The organism is Actinomycetospora sp. 2LY8.5 (genome assembly GCF_057180585.1).
Genome location: NZ_JBXUHE010000049.1, coordinates 1 through 20,258, shown reverse-complemented (window position 1 = coordinate 20,258; position 20,258 = coordinate 1). Strand labels below are relative to the sequence as shown.

General features: G+C 67.5%; 18 protein-coding genes and 1 pseudogene. 4 read left to right on the top strand and 15 right to left on the bottom strand.

Annotation, left to right across the window (positions count from 1 at the left end; translation table 11 throughout):
* The 14 genes from AC2A1K_RS31335 to AC2A1K_RS31270 form a co-directional block, all read right to left on the bottom strand.
* Nucleotides 1–705 (bottom strand): PEP-utilizing enzyme, encoded by a 705-nt coding sequence (locus tag AC2A1K_RS31335; protein WP_483900268.1) that lies wholly within the window; start codon nt 703–705, stop codon nt 1–3.
* A 71-nt stretch (nt 706–776) separates the two neighbouring features.
* Nucleotides 777–1,607 (bottom strand): SDR family NAD(P)-dependent oxidoreductase, encoded by an 831-nt coding sequence (locus AC2A1K_RS31330; RefSeq protein ID WP_483900267.1) that lies wholly within the window; start codon nt 1,605–1,607, stop codon nt 777–779.
* Nucleotides 1,604–2,380, bottom strand: a complete 777-nt coding sequence (locus AC2A1K_RS31325) for an alpha/beta hydrolase (protein ID WP_483900266.1) — start codon at nt 2,378–2,380, stop codon at nt 1,604–1,606. The genes AC2A1K_RS31330 and AC2A1K_RS31325 overlap by 4 nt, the downstream gene beginning before the upstream one ends.
* Before the next feature lie 160 nt (nt 2,381–2,540).
* A complete protein-coding gene (locus tag AC2A1K_RS31320) occupies nt 2,541–4,148 on the bottom strand; it encodes a flavin-containing monooxygenase (RefSeq protein ID WP_483900265.1) in 1,608 nt (535 codons plus the stop codon).
* 47 nt (nt 4,149–4,195) lie between these two features.
* The gene (locus tag AC2A1K_RS31315; RefSeq protein ID WP_483900264.1) at nt 4,196–4,975 is read right to left on the bottom strand and encodes an enoyl-CoA hydratase/isomerase family protein; all 780 of its coding nucleotides are present in this window, start codon (nt 4,973–4,975) and stop codon (nt 4,196–4,198) included.
* Nucleotides 4,976–5,314: 339 nt separating this feature from the next.
* Nucleotides 5,315–5,926 (bottom strand): TetR/AcrR family transcriptional regulator, encoded by a 612-nt coding sequence (locus AC2A1K_RS31310; RefSeq protein ID WP_483900263.1) that lies wholly within the window; start codon nt 5,924–5,926, stop codon nt 5,315–5,317.
* Nucleotides 5,927–6,145: 219 nt separating this feature from the next.
* Entirely contained in the window at nt 6,146–6,727 is a 582-nt protein-coding gene (locus AC2A1K_RS31305) for a hypothetical protein (protein ID WP_483900262.1), read from the bottom strand.
* The gene (locus tag AC2A1K_RS31300) at nt 6,717–7,430 is read right to left on the bottom strand and encodes an HAD family hydrolase (protein ID WP_483900261.1); all 714 of its coding nucleotides are present in this window, start codon (nt 7,428–7,430) and stop codon (nt 6,717–6,719) included. The genes AC2A1K_RS31305 and AC2A1K_RS31300 overlap by 11 nt, the downstream gene beginning before the upstream one ends.
* The gene (locus tag AC2A1K_RS31295; protein WP_483900260.1) at nt 7,427–9,010 is read right to left on the bottom strand and encodes a class I adenylate-forming enzyme family protein; all 1,584 of its coding nucleotides are present in this window, start codon (nt 9,008–9,010) and stop codon (nt 7,427–7,429) included. Before AC2A1K_RS31295 ends, AC2A1K_RS31300 begins: the two co-directional genes overlap by 4 nt.
* Nucleotides 9,007–10,884 (bottom strand): pyruvate, phosphate dikinase, encoded by a 1,878-nt coding sequence (locus AC2A1K_RS31290; protein ID WP_483900259.1) that lies wholly within the window; start codon nt 10,882–10,884, stop codon nt 9,007–9,009. Before AC2A1K_RS31290 ends, AC2A1K_RS31295 begins: the two co-directional genes overlap by 4 nt.
* Nucleotides 10,885–10,908: 24 nt before the next feature.
* Nucleotides 10,909–11,868, bottom strand: coding sequence for a DUF7065 domain-containing protein (locus AC2A1K_RS31285; RefSeq protein WP_483900258.1), 960 nt, complete (start codon nt 11,866–11,868; stop codon nt 10,909–10,911).
* Between the two features lie 16 nt (nt 11,869–11,884).
* On the bottom strand, nt 11,885–12,949 hold the full coding sequence (locus AC2A1K_RS31280; protein WP_483900257.1) for a phosphotransferase family protein: 1,065 nt from the start codon (nt 12,947–12,949) through the stop codon (nt 11,885–11,887).
* Complete coding sequence (locus tag AC2A1K_RS31275; RefSeq protein ID WP_483900288.1) at nt 12,949–13,728, bottom strand: alpha/beta fold hydrolase; 780 nt, start codon at nt 13,726–13,728, stop codon at nt 12,949–12,951. Before AC2A1K_RS31275 ends, AC2A1K_RS31280 begins: the two co-directional genes overlap by 1 nt.
* Nucleotides 13,729–13,741: 13 nt before the next feature.
* A complete protein-coding gene (locus tag AC2A1K_RS31270; RefSeq protein ID WP_483900256.1) occupies nt 13,742–14,992 on the bottom strand; it encodes an LLM class flavin-dependent oxidoreductase in 1,251 nt (416 codons plus the stop codon).
* Nucleotides 14,993–15,394: 402 nt separating this feature from the next.
* Here AC2A1K_RS31270 and AC2A1K_RS31265 point away from each other — a divergent pair.
* From AC2A1K_RS31265 to AC2A1K_RS31255, 3 genes and pseudogenes are all read left to right on the top strand, one after another.
* Nucleotides 15,395–15,858: pseudogene (locus tag AC2A1K_RS31265) on the top strand (3,4-dihydroxy-2-butanone-4-phosphate synthase); the annotation flags it as partial.
* Nucleotides 15,838–16,572, top strand: coding sequence for a GTP cyclohydrolase II (ribA, locus tag AC2A1K_RS31260; protein WP_483900287.1), 735 nt, complete (start codon nt 15,838–15,840; stop codon nt 16,570–16,572). The pseudogene AC2A1K_RS31265 and the gene ribA, both read left to right, overlap by 21 nt.
* A gap of 217 nt (nt 16,573–16,789) precedes the next feature.
* Complete coding sequence (locus AC2A1K_RS31255) at nt 16,790–17,410, top strand: TetR/AcrR family transcriptional regulator (RefSeq protein WP_483900286.1); 621 nt, start codon at nt 16,790–16,792, stop codon at nt 17,408–17,410.
* A gap of 49 nt (nt 17,411–17,459) precedes the next feature.
* Here AC2A1K_RS31255 and AC2A1K_RS31250 read toward each other — a convergent pair whose 3' ends face one another.
* Nucleotides 17,460–18,998, bottom strand: a complete 1,539-nt coding sequence (locus AC2A1K_RS31250; RefSeq protein ID WP_483900255.1) for an acyl-CoA synthetase — start codon at nt 18,996–18,998, stop codon at nt 17,460–17,462.
* Between the two features lie 373 nt (nt 18,999–19,371).
* Between AC2A1K_RS31250 and AC2A1K_RS31245 the strand changes: the two genes are divergently transcribed.
* Entirely contained in the window at nt 19,372–19,947 is a 576-nt protein-coding gene (locus AC2A1K_RS31245) for a hypothetical protein (protein ID WP_483900254.1), read from the top strand.
* Nucleotides 19,948–20,258: the final 311 nt, after the last annotated feature.

Sequence of the window (20,258 nt, the reverse complement as noted above, 5' to 3'; positions counted from 1 at the left end):
TCATGCCTCCGTGATCTCAGCGCCGAACTTGTTGGTTCCGGCAAAGTAGTCGTCGATTGTCTGGGGCGTCGTCGAGTACCGAACAGTGATCCGATCGCCGTTCTGGAGCGGCCGGGTGAGACGGACATTCATCAGCGCGGGAACTCCGAACTCCCGGGCAATGATCGCAAGATGGCTGCGGACGGCGCCGGCCAAGCAGATGACCCCGTCGAAATCGGCGAGGATGGGTGCCGTCATCGTGCCGCCAGCGTCGTCGACGACTCCGATGACGCCCTCGGGGACTCCTTCGTCCATCAGTCGCGCGACCTCGGCGACCTCGTGGGCGAGCAGGACGGTCCCCGTGACGTCCTGAGCGCGGAAGACGTTGTCGCCCAGGCCAACGACCCCCGGCGGGAACTCGGGGACGTCGTCCTGGCCGGCATCGCTGGTCGAGCGGAGCGTGTAGAGGTCGGGCTTGTCGCGGACCGCAACCTCGCAGCCGGCGAAGTACTTGCGGCCCTCCTGCTGTTCGAAGTCGCGGAAGACCGTCTCGGCGATCTCCTCGGTCTCTGCGGGGCTGAGCAGCTCGAGCCAGCGGCCGTTCACCGCCTCCTTCCAAGGGACGCCGAGCCGATCCAAGTTCTCTTCGATGCGCCGGAGCGTTGCCTGCCGGGTCAGCGTCGCCGCCGTCCCGTTCTCCGGTAGTGACCACTTGGGTCGTGCCAACGGATGCACCTTCAACCTCCTCGTTGTGGATGCCGACCCAGTCACGGGGGCAGGGGCGGCCTGGCCGTGGGTCAGGACGAGTCGTTCCCGCCCAGGTAGGGGACCGACTGCCCGCCGTCGATCACCAGCACATGTCCGGTGACGAACCGGGACTGGGTGTCGTCGGCGAGGAAGGCAACGGCGGCGGCGACGTCATCGGGCGTACCGAGCGCCTTCGTGAGCTGCATGCGCGTGCGTCGTTCGATGTCCTCCGGGGTGAGCACGGCCTCTCCGGTCCGCGTCGTCACGATGTGGCCCGGCGCCACCGCGTTGCAGCGGATGCCACGCTTGCCGTACTGGATCGCCACGGACTTGGTGAGGTGGATGACAGCGGCCTTCGATGCACCATAAGCGGGCAACTGCGCCATCGAACGCACTCCGTGCATCGACGAGGTGTTGACGATGGCCCCGCCGCCGACGTCGAGCATCCTCGGGATCGCATGCTTACACCCGAGCACCATGCTGCGGACGTTGATCGCGAAAGTCAGATCCCAGTATTCCGCGGTCATCTCGGTGATCTCGGTGTCCTCGGACAGCAGCTGCTTGCGCCTCCGCTCCGGGCTGATGTGCGCCGCGTTGTTGTGGAGAACGTCGAGCCTGCCGAACCGGTCGACGGTCTCGGCGACCATCCGGCGGATGTCGTCCTCCTGCCCCACGTCCACCCTGAGCGCGAGCGCATCCCCGCCGTTCCGAAGGATCTTCTTCGCGGCCTCGGTCGCCCGCTCCTCCGAGATGTCGGCCACAGTCACCCGCGCACCCCGCGCTCCGAGTTCCAGCGCGGTCGCCTGGCCGATGCTGCCTCCGCCTCCCGTGACGATCGCCACCTTGCCGGTCAGGCCGGTCAGGCCGCTCGCCCCGTTCATCCGAGCCTCGCCCGGATGTGGCCCGCGAGCTTGCGGAGGCAGTCGTGGCTCCGGTCGACGGAGCCCGCCCAATCGAGGAACCCGTGCGGGAGCTCGGGGTACTGGAGAAGGTCGACGTCGACTCCGGCCGCCCTCAGACGCTCGGCGTAGACGAGCACGTCGTCGAGCAGGACGTCGAAACCCGCGGTGACCAACATCGTCGGCGGAAGGCCGCGCAAGTCGGCGACCACGGGAGAGAGATCGGGGTTGTTGGCGGCGTCCACGACCGCGTCACCGAGGTAGAGCTGCCACAGCACGCGCATCGCCTCGGCGGTGATCGTTGGTGTCCACATCGCGTAGGACTGCCCAGAGCAGGCGGCGTCGGTGACCGGATAGACGAGCAGCTGTGCGACGGGTCCGGGGTCGCCTCGGTCACGCAGTCGACGGGCCGCTACGGTCGCGAGGTTGCCGCCGGCGCTGTCCCCGCCCACGACGACCTTGTGTTGATCGTGGCCCAGCACCTCGCCGCCAGCGTCGAGGGCCCAGGCCAGGGCCGCTTCCACGTCTTCCAGGCCCGCGGGAAATGGGTGCTCGGGTGCGAGCCGGTAGTCGACCGCCAGGACACGGGTTCCCGACAGCGCGGCGAGCGCCCGAGCGAACGGATCGGTCGCGTCGGGCTCGCCGTACACCCATCCGCCACCGTGCACCCACACGACGCACCCATCGGTGACCAGATCCTTCGGCCAGTAGGCTCGTGCCCGGACCGTGCCGCCACCCGCCTGCGGGAGGTTCATGTCCGACACCCGGGCGACCGGAAGGTCACGTGGTCCGAAGCTCTGAGCGATCACGCGGTAGCGCGAGCGGCGCTCTGCATAGTCGGCGGAGGGTTGAGCGTCTCGCGCAGCGATCACCGGCTCGACCTGGGGGTCCAGCGAGGGCGCTGCTACGCGAACCTCAGCCACGACCGCTCCCCCCGCTCACCGAACTCGTTGCGAGGTCTGCCGGCGCCGGAACATCCGGGCACTCGGGCCCCTGCACTGCCGATATCACCCGAGTGGGCATCCTCGGAGCCGACCGCAGCCCGACGGAGGAGGCTCTGCGGAGGAGCCGGGTCAGCGCCCAGTAGACGACCATCGGGCGTGGGAAAGGGAGAACGATCTTACCCGAGGCGGCCTTGTAGTAGCTGCGCGAATCGACCCACACAGTCTTCGAGAGCTGGTTCTGCAGAACCGCGTTGTAGGCCCGGTGAAACCCTCGGCGGACCTCGATACTGGAGACGCCCGTTCGGGCCATGCGCACGACGTCGCGCACGGCGTACGCAGCCTGCGCTTCGAGGTTGAACACGATCGTCGCCATATTCGTGTTCGGGCCGTAGAGCATGTAGAAGTTCGGGAAGCCCGGAACGGTCAGGCCGAGGAATGCGTCGGGCTCACCCGCCCATAGGTCGTGGAGGGACTGGCCCCCTCGGCCGATCACCTCGATGCCACGCAGGTATTCCGCCGCGCGGAAGCCGGTGGCCATCACGAGGGCATCGACCTCGTGGTGGGCGCCGGCGGAGTCCACCACGCCGTTCGGGACCACCTTGGCCACTGCCCGCGGGACGAATGTCACGTTATCGCGCAGGAGAGTCTCGTAGAATCCCGTGACTAGCACGGGTCGTTTTCCGAAGAATGGGTGGTCTGGAGTGACCGCCGCGGCCAGGTCGGGCCGCTCGGCGAAAACCCTTCGCAAGTACGCTCGACACTGGTCCATCGCTTTGATGTTGGTCCGCGTGCCTGGGCGGAGCTTGCTACCGAGGTATCGGAACTGCTCGCGCCAGAAGACCTTGTACCGTTCGTACCTGTATCGTCCTGGGCGACGCAGACGGGCGCGCTCGCTCGATGTGTAGTCCCGTTCGCCCTTCGGGGCCACCCAACCGGGATCTCGCTGGAAGACAAGAAGGTGTCGCACCTCCGGCGCGAGTGCCACCGATACCTGGGTTCCTGTCGAACCCGTGCCGACAACCGCGACGCGCTTGTCGGTGAGTTCGTGGTGGTGCTCCCAGCGAGCGGTGTGGAAGGCGGGCCCGGCAAAGGTCGCCAGCCCGGGCCACGCCGGCATGTTGGGCGCGTTGAAGAGGCCAACGGCACTGATCACCACGTCGAATTCTTGCGTGTGCCCCGCATCATCGGTCGAGCCCAAGTCAACCGGTGAGGTGGTGACGTGGTAGCACGACAGATCGTCGTCCCACTCGACGCGATCGACCGAGACTCCGAGCCGAAGGTGGCTGCGCAAGCCGAAGTCGTCGACGGTCTCGTTCAGGTACTTCTCGAGCTCGGCCTGCTCAACGTGAGTCCGCGACCAGTCGTACGACTTGAACGAGAACGAGTAGAAGTGCGATGGGCTGTCGACCTGAGCACCAGGATAGGTGTTCTCATGCCAGACTCCACCGACAGCGTCTTGTCGCTCAAATACCACGAAGGTACGGATACCGGCTTTCTGAAGTTTCACGGCCGCCGCGATCCCGGCGAAACCGGCGCCGATCACGGCCACTCTGGGCGAGCTTCTCCTGTTGCGCACCACGCTTGATCCCTGTTCCTTCTCCGCCCGATGGGCAGGTCGGCGGCCGGTCAGGACTTGTCGGCGTAGTACGAGCTCAAGCTCGCAAATGCCTCACCCGCACTGCCACCCTCGACCGCGAGACCGTGGCTGAGGTGGTTGGCGAAGGCCAGCTTGAGCTCCTGCGTCAAGGCCACGCGGGTATAGCGCAGAGCGATGTCGCTCTTTGATGCGAACACCCGGGCCAGGTCCCATGCCCGGTCGAGCGCCTTTCCAACGGGATGGACCTCGTTGACGACGCCGAGTCGTTTCGCCTCCGCCGCGTCGATCTCCTCGTTCGTCAGCAGGAAGTAGCGTCCTCGGTTCGGACCCAATAGGAGCGGCCAGAGAATGTGCGCACCGTCGCCAGGAACGATCCCGCCGCCGAAATGGTTGTCGGACATCGAGGTGTTCTCGGAGGCCAGGACGATGTCACTGAGCAGCGGAATCTCCGGGTGACACAGCGCGCGGCCGTTGATGGCAGCGATCACCGGCACCTCGATGTCGAGCAGCGTCTGAAGAAGCCTCTTGCCCTCCCAGTAGATCTTGTCCCATCCCCGAGGGCTGCCCATGTCGCTCCAGCCGGAGACGTCTGTCGTAGCGCAGAAGTCCTCGCCGGAGCCCGTCAGGATCACCGTTCGGTTCTCACGGTCCCCGCCGATCTCCCACCACAGCTGGGGCAGCTCCCGGTGCGCGGCCTCGTCCCACACCATCGAGCCGCCCGATCCGTCGTGGAACGTGACCTCGAGAATCCCGTCCTCGCGATGGAGACGAGCGCGGGTGTAGTCGGAGTAGCCGGGAAGTCGGGACATCTGATCGCTCCTCTGGGAGATCGTTACTGAAGAGAATTCAAAGGACAAGGTGGCGTTCGCCGCCACGTGGACCCGCTTGCGGGCCAGTCACGAGTTGACGACCCGCGAGGAAGTGACGTCACTTTAACTTGTGGAGATGAAGGCGGTCAATGGAGCTTTGCGGCCGGACCTTCGATCAAGGTGCTCGCCGTTCAGCAGTACTTGCATTGCTGTCGCCCCAAGCCGACCTAGATCCGCCAACGACAAGAAGTGTCGGCGCGACGGCCTTTGCCAGGGCGAAGCGTGTGACGACTCGAACGCCGACCGATGAAGCTGCGCGCCCGACCCATGTTCCCGTCGTCACAGGACGAAGGCGCCACGCTCCCACAGGTCGGTGGCGATGCGGGCGACCCGGTGCGGGTCGGTGTCGAGTGTGGATGTTGGCTGGAAGGCGTGCTGGGCGTAGGACTCGACCATGCCACCGAGCAAGTACGCGGCCGTCAACGGTTCGAGATCCTTGCGCACGAGGCCGGATGTCTGTCCCCGCTCGAGCATGCGAGCGATCCGACGGCACCATTCGTCGATGTATCCACGGCGGATGCGCTCGACGTCTGGATCGTGCTGGCCGGCTTCGATGACCGCGCGCCACAGTGCTGCGTTCTTCGCGTAGAAGGTCAAGTAGCGCTCGGAGGACTGGCGCACCGTGTCCATGGGATGCTCGGGATCGAAGGCAACGTGCGTGTTCTCGGCCGATTCCTGGATGAACTCCGCGGTCACGTGCAGCATGATCTGCCGCTTGTCGTTGAAGTACCGGTAGAACGCGCCGTTCGACAGCCCTGCAGCGGCGGAGATGTCGCTGACTCGGGCACTCGCATACCCATCGCGCACGAGGATCGTGCGCGCGGCCCGCAGGAGCTCCTGCATCGTGGCTTGACCCTTCGGCGAAACGGGCTGGGGCAGGTTGAGCTCCACGATGTCCGCCTCCTCTCCGCGGTGGCGCCGAGCGTTCGATTCCCGAAAGCCTACGACGCCGCTCTTCAGCCGTGATCATATTCTCGCGGGGTTCGCCGACGACGAACTCGAGGCGTGGTGAACGATCTTCCGTAGGTTCGAATCGATCGCCCGACGTGCGGGCCGACGAGGGCAGCACGAATGGGACGGGCTCGGACCGCATGAGGTCGCCGTCAGACCTCACCATGAGCCCTCCTCTGCTCTTGACCGCCCGAGGGTCAGCAGGAAGTCCTCGTGGCACTCGAACCACGCCTGGTGGAAGCTGTCGACCGACGAACTCACCACGTAGCGAGGGTCCGTGCCGGCCCGTTCGACGGCATTGTCGAGTCGTTGGCGATAGCGTCCGAATCTCTCGGCAGCGCGCGCGGCCGCGTCGAGCGCTGGGCCGACCGCCTCGAGCGTGTCCTGAAGTCGATCAAGCAGGGTGAACCGCTCATCGTCGTCGGCGGCGTCCGGCCACCGCGCGGAAACGGTCTTCACCTCGGCGTTCCGAGCGAGGAAAGGGCCGTAGCTCGCGGCCAACGAGGCCCGCGCGTTTATGGTCTCGGGTGCCGCCAGTTGAGCCTCTGCGCGCGATCGCCCTTCCGTGCTGAGCATCCAACCTGGCCGGCGGCCGCTGCTTCGCTCGACGGCGAGCCCGTCCCACGCCAGTTCCTTGAGGGCGCGCTCGACGTCGTCGGCGGGAGAACCGAGAGCAGCAGCGAGTTCTGCAGCAGCCGCGCGACCCTTGATCCGCAGAGCGTGCACGAGTTCATCCATCATCGTCGCCTCCTCGTGTCGGGAGGATCTCCAGCAGCTCCGGGGCGCTGGTGATCCAGAAGTCCGGGCCTACGGCCCGGCACGCTGCAGGGTGGAATCCGTAGGCCACCCCCACCGAACGCACCCCTGCGGCTCGAGCGGCGAGGACATCGGCTTCACCGTCGCCGATCAGCACGGACCGTCGAGGGGTCGAGCCGGTGCGATCGAGGGCCTCGAGCACCGGTCCAGGATCGGGCTTGGGGGCCAGGCCGTCGTCGCCGGTGACGACCACGCTGAAGAGATCGGTCACGCCGGCCGAGACCAGGTGCGCGTGGATGCGGTGGCGGGCCTTCCCGCTGGCGATGCCCAGGGTCGTGCCGCGCCTGTGCAGTGTGTGCAGGACCTGCACCGCACCGTCGAACCATCCCGGCTCCCGTGCCGTGTAGTACGACTGGAACACGCTCGCGAGCTGCTCGGTCTGCAGCAGGCCGTAGCGGTCGGCGAGCACCTCGAACGCCTCACCCGCTCGGAGGGGCAGGAGCTCCTCGGGGTCGAGCTGTCCCCACGGGTCGAGAGCCGGCTCCTCGAGCAGCGTGCGGAGCGCATCGGCGTAGCAGGCCAGGATCGTCGCGCGGCTGTCCACGAGGGTGCCGTCGACGTCGAACAAGACGGTGTCGACGACGTCGGTGCGCTCCAGTTCGCGGACCAGGAGCTCAGTCGCCGTCATGGTGTACCTCCGGTGTCGCGGGTCAGTTGCTCGATGAGGTCGCGCTTCAATACCTTGTTCGAGGCTGTACGGGGCAGGTCGGCACGGAGATGGACGACCTTCGGGACCTTGTAGTCGGCCAGCAGCTGCTTGCAGGCCTCCTTGACCTCGGCGGGGGTGAGAGTGGCGCCCGGTCGAGGAACGAGTACCGCCGTGACGGCTTGACCCCAGGTCGGGTCGGGAAGCCCGACGACCGCGGCCTCGGACACTCCCTCGATCGTCACGAGCGCGGCTTCCACCTCGGCCGGGTAGACGTTGAGCCCACCGGAATTGATCATCTCCTTGAGGCGCCCCGTCAGGTACACGAAGCCCTCCTCGTCGCATCGAGCGAGATCGCCGGTGTGGAGCCAGCCGTCGACGAGGACCTCGGCGGTCGCGGCCGGGTTGCGCCAATAGCCCTGGAAGACCAACGGCCCTGACAGCACGAGCTCACCGATCTCGCCGGGATCCGCGCAGGTCCCATCGGGCCGCACGATGCGGGCGTCGCCGTAGATTCCGCCCGCCTTGCCGCAGGACCCGGCTTTGCGGACGCCCTCCCATTCCTGCAGGTAGAGGTTGATCCCGCCCGTGCCCTCGGTGATTCCGTATCCCTGGATCAGCTCGAGACCAAGGCGACGCACGTGCTCGATCAGGGGGACCGGGACCGCGGCTCCTCCACTCTCCACCATCGAGAGCGAGCTCAGGTCCGTCGTGGCGGTACGCGGGTTCTCGAAGAGTCGCTGCATCATCGCGGGCACCGCCGTGAACCAGGTCGGGCGGTGTTCCTCGATGTCTGACAGAAGGCGGGCCGGATCGAACCCACGCTCGAGCACCATGCTGGCGCCGCTGTAGAAGGTGTTCATGCTCGCGCTGATCAGCCCTCCGGTGAAGCACAGCGGGAGGAACATGATCTGCCGATCGTGCCGGCCCAGGCCGAACGAGAGGTTCCAGTTCGCGCACTGGGCATGGATGTTGTCGTGACTGAGCACCGCGCCCTTGGGACGCCCCGTGGTCCCCGAGGTGTAGAGCACGGCGGCGGGGTCGGCCCCAGCTGGCCAGGCACGAGGGAGCGGGCTGTCGGCCGGAACGTCGGCCAGCTCGGGGAGCCCCGCGATGGGGTCCACGCCCACCCAGCGTGCTGAGCCCTCGAGCCGTGTGGCCACGTCGGCGAAGTCGGCCTCGGTGACAGCCACGACGGGCTCGAGGTCCCCCAGCACGTGGGTCACCTCCGGGTCGGCGAGCCGGGTGTTCACCGGGGCGAACAGCCCGCCGAGCCGCAGCGTCGCCCAGAACAGCACAAGGAACTCGGGCCGGTTGTGCATCAGGCAGGCGACGCGGTCACCGGTGGTGACGCCGAGCGCCGCCAGCCGACGCGCGGTCGCGTCGACGCGCGTGTCGAGCTCGCCCCACGTGATGATCTGGTCCTGGTAGAGGAGCACGGGTCGTTCGGGCTGGAGGCGAGCCCAGGAGCGGATCCAGTGAGCGATGCCGGTGGAGGTGCGCATGTCGGAGTCAGCGCTCCTCGCCGAGGTGCCGTGCTGGGACGTCGTCACGGTGCTCATCCGACGGACGCCGCCCCGGCGCGTGTGGCGGGGTCCGCCGCAACCTCCTTGGTCTCCAGCCGGGCGGAGACGAGGAGTCCGGCCCAGGACGACACGCCGGGCGCGATCACCCCTCGCCACGGCCCCGCGGGCGGCTGCAGGTCGGCGCCGCGGAGCTCCGCGGGCACGACCAGGAACCACCGGGGGCAGCCGGCCTCACGAAGAGCGTCACACGTGGCCTCGAGGACCTTGTGCGACGCCGCGCCCTCCCACTCCACGACGATGACGACGGCCCCGAGCCCATGGCGCACGTCCTCCGGCCCGCGCACCCGCACGAGACCGACAGGCACGTCGTGGAGGACGGGGACGCGGAGCCGCTCCCGGCACCACTCGAGGACGCGCGACACCGGGTGGGCCGCCGGCGGTGCCTCCACGGTGGACGCGCCGCGGAACGCCTCGCCCGTCGTGCCGTCGACGGTGATCGTGTCGCCCTCGTGGAGGACCGTCCCGTCCGGGAAGCGCACCGATCCGCGGATCTCGTCGACTATCATCCCGTCGACGCCGCACACCGCCGGACGTCCGATGCCGCGCGCGACGACGGCTGCATGGCTGGCACGTCCACCGAGAGCAGTCACCACACCTCGTGAGGCGATCATGCCGCTCACGTCATGTGGCGATGTGTTGGGCCGGACGAGCACGACGTCGGCGCCTTCGTCACCCCTCTGCTCCGCGCGGCCGGACGACACGGCGATCTCTCCAATTGCCGTCCCCGGCGACGCGGGTACTCCAGAGCCCAGAGGCGGCTGACCGTGGGCGACCCGGACCGGAACCCGCAGCTCCTGCAGCGCGGCCGCCGGGATGCGCCGTAGCCCCTCCGCGATGTCGACGATCCCCTCGTCGACCAGGTCGCTGACGATGCGAACCGCGGCTGCTCCACTACGCTGTCCCACCCGCGCCTGGAGGATGAACAGCTCGCCGCTCTCGACGGTGAACTCCACGTCGCACATGTCGCCCCAGGCGCGCTCAAGACGGGGCAGGCAACTCGCCAGCTCCTCGAGCGCTCTCGGAATCGTGTCCGCTGCGGCTGCCAAGGGGAGCGGCGTCACCTCGCCCGACACGACGTCCTCGCCCTGGGCCCTCGGGAGGAAGTCGCCGTAAGCGCCGCGCTCTCCCGTGGCGGGATCCCGGGTGAACACGACTCCCGTGCCGGAGCGCGCATCGCGGTTGCCGAACACCATCGCCTGGATCGTCACCGCGGTGCCCAGGTCCTCGGCGATCCCGCGGTAGCGACGGTATCGGCAGGCTCGCGGTGCGTCCCATGAGCGCCACACCGCCTGCACCGCCTCGAAGAGCTGGTCGTACGGGTCATCGGGGAACGGCGCCGTGTGCTCGGCGATCAGCGCCCGCCAGGCCGAGGCGTCCGCACGTCCGCACGAGCGCAATGCCTCGACGGCGGCACGGTCCACCCCGCGCACGATCTCAGCGAAGCTCTCGAGCAGGCGCACGTACAGATCGGGGGCGAACCTGCCGTCGCCGGCGGCCTCCAGCCGGGCGAGCACCGGCTCGGTCAGCCCGACGTTGAGGACCGTGTCCATCATCCCCGGCATGGAGGTCGCGGCGCCCGAGCGCACGGAGAGCAACAGGGGGGCTTCGGGATCGCCCAGGCGCCGGCCCATCACGTCTTCGAGATCTCGGAGCGCATCGTCGATGCTGCGGCGAAGCTCATGCTCGGTGCACGAACCGTCTCGGCGTGCGCGCCACGCCGCGGTCGTCACCGTGAAGCCCGGTGGCACAGGCAGCCCCAGCGCGGCCATGCGAGCCAGGCTGGCGCCCTTGCCGCCAAGGACGTCGGGATCGATCGTCCCCGAGTCGAAGCGGTACACGAGGGTCGGCATCACACCTCCTGAGAGTCGGCCGCGTCAGGCGGGAAGGACGAGGGCGTTCTTGTAGCGGAGGAAGCTCCGGTAGAAGCGGCGGTAGCCGTACGGAGTCCAGTTGTCGTGGTCCTCGCCCCAGGCGCTGACTCCGTCGAATGTCCACTCGGTCAGGCAGTTGACGCACCAGATGTTCGGGTTGAGCAGAAGCCCGAGCTGGTTCACGCACCGTCCCTCCGCGTGCAGCTCGCGTCCGAGCTCGTCCACGGCATCGACGCGGACGAGGGTCGGCGCGCCGGTCCGAGGATCACGATCCAGGACTTCGCGCTCGCCATTGCGTAACGCCGCGAAGCGGCCGTCCCGGACGTGGTAGCCGTGAACGATCGAGCAGCGGCCGTCCCCCTTGTCGAAGGCCAGCAGGTGGAACGCCTGTTCCGAGGACGCCGTGGCGTAGCAGTAGCCGGCCTGATGTCCGCCGTGCTTGATGATCTTCTTGCCGAACCCGCCTCGACGTCCCCACGACCGGTCCCGCATCCCGAAGCAGTCGACCGCGATGTCCTCACCGTCGAGCCGGATCGTGCCAGTGATCCGGCCGGGTTGGTCGAGGTGACCGTGACCGTCGTGATGTGGCTCGAGCACGGCTTCGAAGCGCAAGTCCACCGCCACGTCCTCACCGTCCGGGTCGGTGTAGGTCAGGTGGTAGCGCCTGCGGGGCTCGGTGCACTCGTAACGCAGCCCGTTCGGCAGGACCAGGTCAGTGAGGGGCTGGTCGGGCAGAGGCAGGTGCCACGTCTGGCGGAAGTAGAGAGCGGTGTTCGGCTGGTTGCCCTCGTCATTCCAGAGGTACACCGCGCAGGCGGCGACGCCCTGATTGGTGCGGAAGAACGGGTAGAGCTGGCCGCTGAGCCGACGCTCCGGCACGAAGAACGTCCACCAGCAGGTCTCGGTCCAGAACGGGTCGTCGTCCTTCGGCTGGTGGAAGTTGTCGTCGGGGTGGTCGCTCATGGTCGTCTCCAGGTGCTCAGGCCCGGGCCAGGGCGGCACGCAGCAGGTCGTGGGGAATATGGTGCGGGGCCTTCGGCGACTCGGGGGTGAGTCGGCCTGAGGCAGCAACGAGGTCGGTCAGCCGCAGCGACATGGCGGCCAGGCGGAGCAGGTGCCAGAGGCGATACCAGGTCAGGTCGCCGAGGGTGTGGCCGGCGGCCCGCTCGTAGTGGGCGACGGCTTCCTCGTCGCTGGGGAATCCGGGCAGGTCCGCGTGACCCCGGGCACGGGTGATCGAATCGTGGTAGGTCAGGAAGAATGCGACGTCGTTCTCCGGGGGAGAGACGGTTGCCAACTCCCAATCGAGCAGGCCGACGGGCTCGGTGCCGCGGTAGAGGATGTTGCTGAGCTTGGGGTCGCCCCAGGTCAGGCACAGTCGATCTGTCGTCGGCATGCGACGTCGCAAGGCGTCGAGCGCCTCGTCGAACAAGGGCTCCCGACGCCCGCCGAGGAGCCAGTCGATGTACTCCTCGAACATCTTCACCTCGGTGCTCATCCCAGGCCCACCGGCAGCGAAGGCCGGCAGGAATGACAGGTCGGCGCGGGCGTGGTCGAACCGGTGCAGGGCGGCGAGCTGGTCGAGGGCGCCCGTGTACACGGCCCGCTGATCGGCGGGCTCCAGCCCCCGCACCCAGCCCGTCGCGGTGTACGGCGGGTGCTCCGGCGGGACGACCCCGTCGATGCGATCCATGACGAAGAAGGGCTCGCCGAACGGGCTGCCCTCCGCGGCTTGGTACCAGCGAGGCTGTGGCACGCGAACCCCCGCCTGCCACAGAACCTCGAGCATCCGGTAGTGCAGGTGGAGGTCGACGTCGGGGAACATCGAGTAGTGCCCGGGCCGGATCCGGACCACCAACGCCTCGCTCGTCGCCGACCCGTCGTCGCCGTGCCAGGTGGCGTCGACGAGCAGAATCTCCGCCGAGTAGCCGATACGCGGGGTGTGGAGCTCGGTGATCTCGACCTGCCCCGCTCGACGTGTCGCGAGCCAGCTCTCCAGCAGCTCGCGACTTTGGTCGTGCGTTCGGCTGCGCGGGATGGGCATCAGATAGTGAGCAGGTCGTCGAGGAGCGCCACGACAGCGTCGGGCTGTTCCCGTTGAATCATGTGGCCGGCATCCGAGATGATTTCCGACGTGCCCTGGGGCAGGAGCTCGGCGAAGCGCTGGCCGTAAGCGACGGGGACGAACCGGTCCTTCTCCCCGAAGACCACCAGGCTCGGCATTCGCACCCGGTACAGGCGCCGACGCAAACCTCGGTCGGGGATCGGCCACAGGAACTTGGCCACCGTCGTCATGGCCTGGGCGAGTGCGACCACTGCCTCGACGTCACGCTCACCGCTCTCCGTCTCCTGCGACCGCAGGGCCGCACGGCTCGGGTCGGCGAAGAGCACATCGGCTACCTCGGTGTAGGGCACAGCGAACACGTCGGTGACCGGCTCGTCGTCGTCCCACAGGCCGAGCGGCGAGAGCAGCGCCAACGAGGTGACCCGGCCCGGGAAATGGGCCGCGAGCTCGGCCCCGACCATTGCGCCGAAGGAGTGGCCCACCACCGGCAGGGACACGCTCCCGAGAGTCTCGAGAAGGTCGTCGTAGTGCAGCGCGAGATCGGCGACGGTGTCGATGTCGTCGAGCTCGGCGAGATCCGTCGTGCCCGGGGTGGACGGCGCGATCACTTCGTGTCGCTGAGCGAGTGACGCTGCCACCGGGTCGTCGGGCTCAAAGCCGTAGAGGCTGTGCAGCCAGAGCACCGGGGTTCCGGCGCCCGCGCGGTGGACCACCTGCTTGCGTCCACTCCTGAGCGTGAGGGTCTCGTCATGCCACATGCTGCTCATCCCTTCAGGAACTGACGCCCGCGGTGAGCGGCGCAGGGTAGGCGGCAGACCCACCGAGCGAGTCCGTCGGCCACCAGTGATCGGTCCAACCGGAGAATTTGTCCCGCAACTTCGGGATCACCTGCTCAGCGAAGAGCTTGGTATTGTAGGAGACCGTCTCCCGGTTCATATTGCCGAACTGAAGAAGGGTCATCAGATGACCGACGTTCAGTTCGTCGGCCATGGCCGAGAGCTGCTCCACGACCGTATCGACACTGCCCGCGACGATGTAACCCTTGTCGACGATGTCCTTCCAGGTGAGGGCAGCGAACTCCTTCTGTGACGCGGCGGTGGCCGCCATGCTGCGCACGCCCTTGCGGATCGTCTTGATCGACGAGTAACCAGGTGCGACGCCGAACCCCGGGTAGACGTGCAGGCAGCGGTTGTAGAAATAGAGGGCGGCATCGGAGTAGAGTCGCTCCGCTTCCGCATCGGTGTCGGCGACACCGATGAACTGAATGAAGCCCATGCGGTATGGGTTCGGTTCCTTGCCGGCCTTCTCGATCACGTCCCAGTAGCCCCGGACGTTGTCCCGGGCCCACTTGTAGCCGAAGTACGACAGATAGGCGTAGAGGAAGTCGTTCTCCGCGCAGAGATCCCAGGTCTCGACGCTCCCGCCACCGGGCACCCACACCGGTGGATGGGGCTGCTGGACCGGGCGTGGCCAGCAGTTCACGTAGCGCAGCTGGGTGTACTTGCCGTTGAAGGCGAACGGCTGGTCGGACCTCCATGCCTTCAGGATGAGGTCGAGGGCCTCGCCGTAGCGCTCGCGCAATGTGGCCGGGTTGACGCCGTAGCAGTAGGTCGTGTCCATGGTCGAGCCCACCGGGAAGCCGGCGACCACCCGCCCGCCGGAGATCGCATCGATCATCGCCATCTCCTCGGCGACACGAAGCGGTGGGTTGTAGAGGGCGACGGAGTTGCCCATGATCACGAGTTTCGTGTCCCGCGTGCGACGGGCCAGCGAGGCGGCCATGAGATTGGGCGACGGCATCAGCCCGTAGGCGTTCTGATGGTGCTCGTTGACGCAGATGCCGTCGAAGCCGACTTCGGCGGCGTATTCGAGCTCGTCGAGATACTCGTTGTAGATCTCGTTTCCTCGGACGCGGTCGTAGACCTCGCTGGCCGGGAGATCCACCCAGACGCTGCGATGCTGCTGCTTAAAGTCGTCGGGAAGGTCCGGGTAGGGCATCAGGTGGAACCAGTGAAACTTCACGATCTTCTCCCGGGAAGTGGTCGGTATACCTCAGGCGCCACGAGATCGCCGGCGCACGCGGACCGCGCGGCGACCTCGCATGCCACTCCGGCGGGTCAGGGAACGGCGAGGTCCCGTAGCCGCGCAGCGGTATCACGAAGCGTGACCAGATGAGCCGCTACCACGCGCCGCGACCTGGGAGCGCCGCTCCGTTGAGGAAGTGACGTCACTTTAACTTCGTGCGCCACATCACGTCAATGGTCGGGCTCGAGAGGCCTCTGAACTGCTGTTTCTTCCTGTCGTCAGTGTCGGAGCACCCTTGCCCCGATGGAGACGTCCGTCTACCGTCCGATCAGCGGCGCGCTCGTCAACCCGCAGCTTGTTGACTCTTTGTGATCGTTCGACGTGAAGGGGCCGCCGTGGATGTCGCCCTCTCGACCGACGGCGATCTCGGCTTCGATGAGGCCGGGTTGCGCGCGCGGAAGCGGCCGCCTGCTGTGCCTCCTCAGCGATCAGCAGGGGCGGGCGGACAGGGCACCATGCCTCCCGAGCCATCGGGAGCCCGGTTCGAAGGCAGGGCCAGGTGACTCGTCCAGCGATCGTGTCGGGACCGCCCTCTCGGAGGTGGCGGCCGGGCGCATGGTGCTCGTGTCGGCGGCGGACCGCGCGGCCACTCTACGAGCCCTCGCGGACCCAACGGTCCGCCCGGCCGATCTCAGCCGGCCAGGCCACGTCTTTCCCCTTGTCAGCCGCGCCGCGGCGTGCTCAAGCGCGCCGGCCACACGGAGAGCGCGGTCGACCTGTGCCGCCTCGCCGGTCGGACGCCCGTCGGTGTTCTCGCCGAGGTCATCGGCGAGGACGGCTCGATGGCCCGGCGACCCGAGCTCGCAGCGTTCGCCACGCGTCACGGCCTCGCGACGGTGGCCGTCGCGGATCTCGTGGAGCACCGTCGTCAGAGCGAGCGCCTGGTGCGCCGAGAGGCCGAGAGCCGACTGCCGCTCCGTGGAACCGACTTCGCGGCCACGACTTTCGTGGCAACCCTGGACGGCGTCGAGCACGTCGCTTTGGTCCTCGGCGACGTCGGCGTGGGCGACAACGAGGACCCCGTTCTCGTGCGGGTCCACTCCGAGTGCCTGACCGGTGATGTCTTCGCATCACAGCGGTGCGACTGCGGCGACCAGCTCGACCAGGCCGTGGCACGCATCGTCGACGCCGGTCGCGGGGTCGTCGTGTACCTGCGCGGACACGACGGGCGTGGCATCGGCCTGACCCACAAGCTCCGTGCCTACGCCCTGCAAGACCAGGGTCTGGACACGGTGGACGCCAACCTCGCGCAAGGCCTGCCGATCGATACCCCTGAGTACGGTGTCGGTGCGGCCATCCTCCGCGACCTCGGCGTCCGATCCATCCGTCTCATGACCAACAACCCCGCGAGGTATCGCGGCCTCGAAGGGCACGGACTGCGGATCGTCGGACGTGTGCCGCTGGTCGTCGAGCCCAACGCGGAGAACGTGCGCTACCTCCACACCAAACGCACGCGACGACAGCACGAACCCGCTGCGGCAGGCGCGTTGCCGTTGTCCCTCGGCTGTCAGAGCTAGAGCGATCGCGACGGACCTCAGCGATGTCCCGGGCCCATCCCCGACTGCGTCCCACTGAGACGACCCGGACCTGATGACACCCGAGTAGGCCCGACCCCGACGCGCCTTCACACCGTTCCCTCCCGGCTACTCGCCTCGCCACATGACACCATCTCCTCCGAAAGTGACGTCACGTACACTTCGGCTGAGCGAGCGATGGGCACACCGTTGAGAGGAGCTGGTCGTCGTAGAGCTCAACCTGCCGCAGCCTGTCTCGACCAAGGGGCGGGCCACCCTCCATGAGCTGCTGCGCACCGCACGCACGATCCTTGTGCGCGACGGTTATGCGCGTGCCCGGGTCAGTGACATCTCCGCCGCAGCCGGCCTGTCCAACGGCGCGTTCTACCGGTACTTCAACGACAAGCGGCAGATCATGCTGCACGTGACCGCGGAGTTCATCCAGGAGTCGGCCGACAACGCCCGCGTGCCGTTCGATCCAGAACATCCAATGGATACCGTGCGACGCTCCTCCGAGGCCTATCTCACCTTCTATTCGGAGCACCAGGCGCTGTGGAGAGCAGTCATTGAGGCGGGTCAGCACGACCCGGACGTCGAACACATCCGCCGGGGCTACATCGACGAGTGGTGTGGTCGTATCGCCCGCATGCTCGAGCGTGGCCAGGCATCGGGTCTTGTTCGGGCGGACATCGAGCCCCTGACGGCCGCGTACCTTCTCGGAGGCATGGTCGAGTCGTATGCACAACACGCCTTCCGGCCTGAAGCCGATCTCGACACCGACCCACACCACGTCGCGTGCATCGCCACCGACCTGTGGGAGCGCGGCGCCTTCACGTGTTGACGTCAGTGACACCGTCAGTCGGACACTCCCACGGGGCGTACGGGTCGGGTCATGCATTCTCGTTCGCGGGGGTATGCAGCAAACGTTTCTGCAGCTTGCCGGTGTCGGTGCGGGGCAAGGCCGAGACGAACTCCACCAGCCGGGGCACCTTGTAGTGCGCGATGCGCTCGCGCAGAAACTCCTGGATGTGCCTACCGGCCTCGGGGCCGGTGCAACGTCCGGGCATGGGCTCGATGAAGGCCTTTACCTGCTCGCCGAGGTCCGGGTGCGGAACACCGACAACGGCGACGTCCTGGACATCAGGGTGCAGCGCCAGGGCGTCCTCGACCTCCTGCGGATAGATGTTGACCCCACCGGAGATGATCACGAAGTCACGCCGGTCGCTCAGGTGGAGATAGCCGTCGGCGTCCAGCCGTCCGATGTCCCCGGCGGTACCCCAGTTCGGGTGCAGCGGGTTGCGCACTGAGGCCGTCTTGTCCGGGTCGTTGTGGTAGGCGAACGGCAGCGCGTCGCGCTCGAAGTACACCAGCCCGGTGCTCCCGACGGGCAGCTCGCGGCCCTCGTCGTCGCAGATGTGGAGAGTGCCGAGCAGCGCTCGGCCCACCGAACCAGGGTGCGCCAGCCACTCGGCCGAGTCGATGACCGTGATCCCGAGCGCCTCGGTGGAGGCGTAGTACTCGATCAGGATCGGCCCCCACCAATCGATCATCGCCCGCTTGACCTCCGGCGGGCACGGGGCTGCGGCATGGATGGCGACGCGCTGCGAGGACACGTCGTAGGACCCGCGGACCAGCCTGGGCAGCTTCAGCATCCGCGCGAACATCGTCGGCACCCACTGGCTGTGGGTCACCCGGTACCGTTCGATCGCGGCGAGCGCGGCCGCGGCGTCGAACCGCGGCATGACGACGACCGTACCCCCGACCGCGTGTACCAGTCCCCCGTTGCGCAGCGGTGCCGCGTGATAGAGCGGGGCGGGCGAAAGGTAGACGGTGTCGGCGTCGAAGCCGAACAACGGGCCGAAGATGTGCAGCAGCTCGTCTGGGGCCTCGTCGACGGCCACGTCCGGCAGCGGTGCCTTTATTCCCTTCGGTCGGCCGGTGGTGCCGGAGCTGTATAGCATCTCCCGGCCCCGGGGCTGCTCCGCCAGAGGTGCGTCCGAGACCGCGGCGAGAGCCTGTTCGTAGTCGTCGTGCCCCGCAAGTGCGGTCCCGATCACCAGCCGCCTGGTGACACCCGGTGTCCTGGTGACGAGCTCCGCCGCGGTGGCGCCCTGGGCCTCGCCGACCACCAGCGCTTTGGCCTGACAGTCCTGGACCACATAGGTGGCCTCGTCTGGGTGCAGATGGGTGTTGACCGCCGTGACGTAGAGGCCGCTACGCAGCGCCGCCCAGTACACCTCGTAGCACCTCGGCGAGTTCTCGCTGAGGATCGCGACGTCGTCACCGTGGCGCAGACCGGCTTCCCGCAACACCCTTGCCAGCCGGGTCGACCGCGCGTCCAGCTCGGCATAGGTCAGGGTTTCTCCCGTGTCTGACATCACCACGGCCGGCTTGGCCGGCGTCGACGTGGCAAATCGCCCTGGAAACACAGTGGCCTCCCCGAGTTCATCGTTGACGCTCGCGAGCCACGCGAACGGACTATGCGAGTGGCGCTACCGCTGAGGTCTAGGGTTTCAGATAACAGACCCTAGAACACGCCCTTGCGAAGGCGTCAGGCGGAGCCGGCCGACGACAGGTCGAGATCGAGTCGGCCGGACGGCGCCGCGACGCGCACCGCGGGACGGCCGTCGTGAACCAGAGGGTGGCGCTCCCAGGGGGACTGGCGCCGTCAGGTCCGGGTTGACCTGCCGCGAGACGCTCGCTAGCGTGTGTGAGGTATCACATGGCACATAGTGTATGTAGTACCCCGCTAGTTGCCCGCTCGGCGATGCGCAGTGCTACGCAGGACGGAAGCGTGACGACGTGAGCGTGTATCTGGAGAAGCAGCGCGTCTGGTTCGAGGAGCTCAGCAAGGAAATCGCGAGCACCGAGAACCCCCACCACAAGGCGATCCTCCAGAACTACATCCGACACGGTGCACTGGAGCTTTCGGCCAATGCGGACCAGATCTTCGTGCCGGAGATGACCGTGGAGCACCCGGTCTACCGCGTGAAGGGCATGGGGAACGAGGAGCTGGCAACCCTGGACGGAGAGGACGCGGTCAAGGCGTTCTACAATGCGTTGAGCGAGTCGGTGTTCTTCGCCTTCGAGCAGGAGTACCTCGCGGTGGCGGACTGGGGTTTCGCCGCGTTCCTCATGATCGGTGTCATGGGACCCGGTTCCCAGTTCGCCGAGCAGGGCTTCGCCGTGGAGGACCCGCAGGCGCGCTACATCGCGGAGTACCCGAGCGTCATGCGCTGGCGCTACGACGCGGCGGCCCGCTTGGAGGGCGAGGACATCTTCCAGATTGGTGACACCCGGCTCACCCGGCTGACACCAGAAGACGACGTCACGCTGGCCGAGATCGCGGAGTTGGTCGCCCCCTACATGGCCGACTGAGCCCAGAACCTCGGGGAGCGGCCTAGCCGAGAGCTTGGCTCCTCTTTTGGTGGAATGATCACTGCGGTGGCGCGCCCGCTTCCTGCGCCACCGTGGCCTCTCAGGGAGAGGCGAGCTTTTTCGAAGAAGGGCGTTACCGATGCAGGCTCCGCCTGCCACCCGGAAGACGGGAACCGCTCCCCCTCCCGTTACCTTCTTGATCAGGCCCGGTGAGGGCTTGCAGGCCGCCGGCCACGGCATGACTGAGTGCCCCTGTCGTTGATGATCTGGGGGGTGTTGTCACCGTGGTCGGAGGGCGCCAACGACCGCTG

Bases quoted from the DNA above. Each gene is read 5' to 3' on its own strand.
- ribA (WP_483900287.1), top strand. From the start codon at position 15,838: ATGGCCCGGCGACCCGAGCTCGCAGCGTTCGCCACGCGTCACGGCCTC.
- AC2A1K_RS31305 (WP_483900262.1), bottom strand. From the start codon at position 6,727: ATGATGGATGAACTCGTGCACGCTCTGCGGATCAAGGGTCGCGCGGCT.
- AC2A1K_RS31285 (WP_483900258.1), bottom strand. From the start codon at position 11,868: ATGAGCGACCACCCCGACGACAACTTCCACCAGCCGAAGGACGACGAC.
- AC2A1K_RS31290 (WP_483900259.1), bottom strand. From the start codon at position 10,884: ATGCCGACCCTCGTGTACCGCTTCGACTCGGGGACGATCGATCCCGAC.
- AC2A1K_RS31315 (WP_483900264.1), bottom strand. From the start codon at position 4,975: ATGTCCCGACTTCCCGGCTACTCCGACTACACCCGCGCTCGTCTCCAT.
- AC2A1K_RS31280 (WP_483900257.1), bottom strand. From the start codon at position 12,949: ATGCCCATCCCGCGCAGCCGAACGCACGACCAAAGTCGCGAGCTGCTG.
- AC2A1K_RS31300 (WP_483900261.1), bottom strand. From the start codon at position 7,430: ATGACGGCGACTGAGCTCCTGGTCCGCGAACTGGAGCGCACCGACGTC.
- AC2A1K_RS31325 (WP_483900266.1), bottom strand. From the start codon at position 2,380: ATGAACCTCCCGCAGGCGGGTGGCGGCACGGTCCGGGCACGAGCCTAC.
- AC2A1K_RS31330 (WP_483900267.1), bottom strand. From the start codon at position 1,607: ATGAACGGGGCGAGCGGCCTGACCGGCCTGACCGGCAAGGTGGCGATC.
- AC2A1K_RS31295 (WP_483900260.1), bottom strand. From the start codon at position 9,010: ATGAGCACCGTGACGACGTCCCAGCACGGCACCTCGGCGAGGAGCGCT.
- AC2A1K_RS31275 (WP_483900288.1), bottom strand. From the start codon at position 13,728: ATGTGGCATGACGAGACCCTCACGCTCAGGAGTGGACGCAAGCAGGTG.